The following is a 4,054-nucleotide window of genomic DNA, read 5'->3' as shown; positions in this document are numbered from 1 at the left end:
AACGTGGTTGCATCGGCCCAATGAACGTCTTCGACCACCAGCAACAACGTGCCGCGCCTGTCGCACAGGCTGCCCAGACTGCGCAGCATCACGTCAAGGGATTTGCGCGCCTTCTTCAACGGGTCGGATTCTGACGGTGCGCCGGTCTCGACACCTGCCATATCCAGAAGAACGGGCAAGTCCGCGTCACTCAGCCGAGATGCCGATTGCACGAAGTCCGAAATCGCAGCCCGGATACTTTCATTAGATTTATCGCCTGAAACGCGCCGCAATTCTCCGACAATCGGGTGCAGGGGAAGACTGGTCAGGTGCGGGATGCACTGCAATGTAAAGGGTTTGACCCCGATTGTTTCAGACAGTGACTTGATCAGCCTCGACTTGCCGATTCCCGCAGCCCCCCCGACAAGCGCCAGCCGGCCCGAGCCTTCCTGCGCTTCGCTCCAAAGCCGGGTCAGGGTGGAAAGATCGTCATGCCGGGCGACAAGATCGACCGCAGACTGACCCACCCGCGCGTCGAACCGGCTGGTGGATATGATTTCCGATACCACGCGATACACTTTGCGCTGATTGTCAAAGCCCTTCAGCTCGTGGCTGCCACGTGGTTCGAATTCAAAGGCACCTTGGGTCAGCCTCCGGGTCTCTGAAGAAATGATCACTTCACCCGGTTCGGCCAGCCCCTGAAGGCGGGATGCAAGATTCGCCGTTTCACCCACCAGAAAGTCCTGAGATCCCAGGCTTTTTGAAGAAACAACGCCCACGACAACCATGCCGGTCGCAATGCCTGCCCGCAGGTCGAGCTTTTCTCCAAACTCGTTTTCAAGGTTCTGAACGGCCTCGATGGTCTCCAAAACGGCTCGTACGGCCCGTTCGGCATCATCTTCCATGGCCTTCGGGTATCCGAAATACACCATGATGCCATCGCCCTGCCGATAGGCCAGATGGCAGCCGTGCTGTTTCAGGGTGCCGATCGCCGTATCCAGATACAGATTCATGATCTGCATCAGGTCTTCGGGATCATATCGCTGAGCCAGCCGTGTCGACCCCACAAGATCGCAGAAAACCAAAGTCAGTTGCCGACGCTCGGCCTTGGACTGGACTTCGGGCCGCTTCGACGCTTCCTGCGATTTCAGCCTAGCCTGCGCCTTTCGAAAGCGCTTCCTTTCACCAACCGTCAACCCGAGATCACGCAGTTCCGGATCAGTCAATTCGTCCAGAATATTGTCGTCAACGCCCTCTCGCTGAAACAGAGTGGCATAGTCATTCAGATCTGCCAGATGAAGGACTTTTGAAATGCGTGGTGATGCCTCAAGGACCCGCGTCATTGTCTTGCGACTCCTTCCATAACTACCCCCCTGTTTTCCCCTTAATACATATACATAATGTATATGTATAATCCAAAAATAGAGAGGAATTCATGCTGAATCCATAGCAGGAACAGGCGGCACTGTTAACTTGTTACATTGATTGACCGATTTACTTCAAAATTACCACACCGTCACGCGCTTTTCTTTGAATATCATAAGGTTCAAGTCTCAAATTGACTTTAATGGCAAGGTTTCAGGGGGACCAAACGACCGGATATGCAGGTCTGCCCCTGACGCCACGTCATGGCTGGCAAAGGTTCAAAAGTGCCGTGGCCGACATGAGATACCGGGCAGAAAAGCAGACTCGACCCCGGCACCAGCAGAAGCCGACGCGCGCCAATGTGCTTCGAATAGAAACGTTTACGCTCCAGGCGCATCCGGTATCCAGGGCGGATCGGGCTGTGGATGAAACCTCATTCCTCGGCCACGGCTTTCACATGGGTCGCAAAGGACGGGGCCAGCATCAGGGACTTGCACCGCTCGAACCGGTTCGTGGCATAGGCCCAGAAATCTTCGGCGGGGTTTTCATCCGCATGCTGAATCAATCCCCAAAGCGTCCACAGCAGGTCGCACATGGCTTTGTAGATCACCATGCGCCCGATCTGAGCCTCGCTCGGCGGGCTGTCGAAATAGGCTGTCAACATTTCAAGCTCCTGTTCGTCGTTCAGCCCGGCTTCGACCGACAGATCGCCCAGATCCCAAAGGGCATCGTTCATGCCTGAATACTCGTAATCCACGATCCACATGCGCTGGCCGTCATCCAGAAAATTCTCGCACAGAGGGTCGCAATGGCTCGGGACCAATGTCCCGGGTTTGTCCCGCAGCACCTCGCGGATCGGGGCCGCCTCGGCCACGACGTCCGCATACCCGTCCGGCAGGGTCGCGTTTTTGTCTGCAAGCACCTTCATGTAGTCGTTGATCATCGAAAACAGCTCGAACCGAAACTTGAACGGCTCGGGGGCATCGTGAAGTTGCCTCAGCGCCTTACCCGCGCGGGCGGCAGACCCGGGACGCGTCGCAAACATCTCGGGTGTCATCGTGACGATGTCGGGCACGCAATCACTGATCATCACGCCGGATGACGCGTCTGCCCACAGAACTTCGGGGCCGACCCCGGCTTTTGCCGCCATCTGCGCGTTGTGGATTTCAACGGCGCGGTCGATATAGGCCTCGGTGCCCTCGCCGGGGATGCGCACAATCACCGTTCTTGGCCCGCCTTCGACGCGGTAGACCAGATTGGTCAACCCGCCCAGCCGGTTGGTGCGAAGGTCCGCCTCGGCAAGGGTGTCAAACCCCGCCACGTTGCGAAGGGCCTGCATGATCTCAAGTTTCGGCTCGTTTTGCATCGCTCTCTCCCTCAGGCTTTCAAACGGCTGTTTGCCGGGTCGTAAAGCGGCCCGCCCACACGCTGGATGAGGTGACGCTCTCCGAACACCTCCACTTCGAATTCTGACCCACCAGCCAATTCCGCAGGCAGATAACCGTAGAGGATGGTCTTGCCGACGGTAAACCCATAGCCACCACTGCATGCCAGCGAGACTGTTTTGCCGGAATGCAGTATGGTCTCCCCTCCGGTGATCGGCAGCCGCTCATCGGTGATGAACGTACAGAGCAGCCGCACGGGACCGGCCGCTTTCTGCGCCTCCAGCACCGGTCGGCCGATGAAGCTCTGTTTGGATTTCAGATGGACCCGCGCGCCAAGGCCTGCCTCGATTGGCGAATAGTCGGGGGTGATGTCGGCGCTCCAGTAAAGATAGCCTTTTTCCAGCCGCAAGGACTCGATCGTGCGGTATCCGATGTCGCGGATGCCATGGCTCTGACCGGCTTGCCAAAGCAGGTCATAGACATGCAGGGCGAACTCGGTCGGAATGTGCAGCTCCCATCCCAGCTCTCCGACATAGCCTATGCGGATCGCGCGGACCTTTGCCGTTCCCACGGTGATTTCTCGGGCCGTTGCAAAGGGAAACGCAAGGTTCGAGACGTCTTCTTCCGCGACGGCCTGCATCACATCCCGCGCCTTGGGGCCGCAGATATTGATGACGGCGCGTGCCGACGTCATTTCGATCAGCTGCGCGCGCCCATCGCAGGGCAGCTGACGTCTGATCCAATCCGCGTCATGCACGCCGAATCCGGACCCGGTGACGATGTAAAAATGGTCCCGCCCCAGTCGGGTGACGGTGATATCGGCTTCAACCCCCCCGCGATCATTGCACAATTGGGTGTAGATCACCGTGCCATCCGGCTTGTCCATATTTGAAACGGCAAGGTTTTGAAGGGCTTCCAGCGCGCCGGGGCCGATCAGTTCGAACTTTGAGAAACTGGTTTGATCGATCAGAACGACCCCGTCGCGCGCGGCCTTATGTTCCTGTTCGGCATAGGTTTTCCAACCCGGCGACAGGAAATCCAACTGATCCACCGGCTCTACACCGGCCGGGGCGAACCAGAGCGGCCGCTCCCAGCCATTCTTGGACCCGAACACCGCACCATGTTGTTTCAGCCGCTCATGAAGGGGCGACAGGCGCAGGTTTCTGGCCGTTTCCGCCTCCTGTCCCGGATATCGCATCTTGTAGTGATGCGCGTAATGCTCGACCGCGCGGGGATACATGAAGGCGCGCGTGGCGTGATGGGGGCTGAACCGGCGCACATCCAGCGGCCACAGATCAAGGCTCGGGCGGCCATCGACAATCCAC

3 protein-coding genes are annotated in these 4,054 nt (G+C 58.1%); all 3 read right to left on the bottom strand.

Annotated features, from left to right (window positions below; genetic code table 11):
• Nucleotides 1-1,322, bottom strand: a 1,322-nt coding sequence (locus AC2FNN_RS21075) for an adenylate/guanylate cyclase domain-containing protein (protein WP_496760424.1), incomplete at its 3' end; no start/stop codon positions are given.
• 455 nt (nt 1,323-1,777) lie between these two features.
• Nucleotides 1,778-2,710, bottom strand: a complete 933-nt coding sequence (locus tag AC2FNN_RS21070; protein WP_496760422.1) for a choline/ethanolamine kinase family protein — start codon at nt 2,708-2,710, stop codon at nt 1,778-1,780.
• A gap of 11 nt (nt 2,711-2,721) precedes the next feature.
• Nucleotides 2,722-4,054, bottom strand: a 1,333-nt coding sequence (locus AC2FNN_RS21065; protein WP_496760420.1) for a glycine cleavage T C-terminal barrel domain-containing protein, incomplete at its 5' end; no start/stop codon positions are given.

The organism is Ruegeria sp. BHSA118, assembly GCF_059613405.1.
This window is presented reverse-complemented; position numbering and strand designations above follow the sequence as displayed.

Coding starts and splice junctions, on each gene's coding strand:
- AC2FNN_RS21070 (WP_496760422.1), bottom strand. CDS start 2,710: ATGCAAAACGAGCCGAAACTTGAGATCATGCAGGCCCTTCGCAACGTG.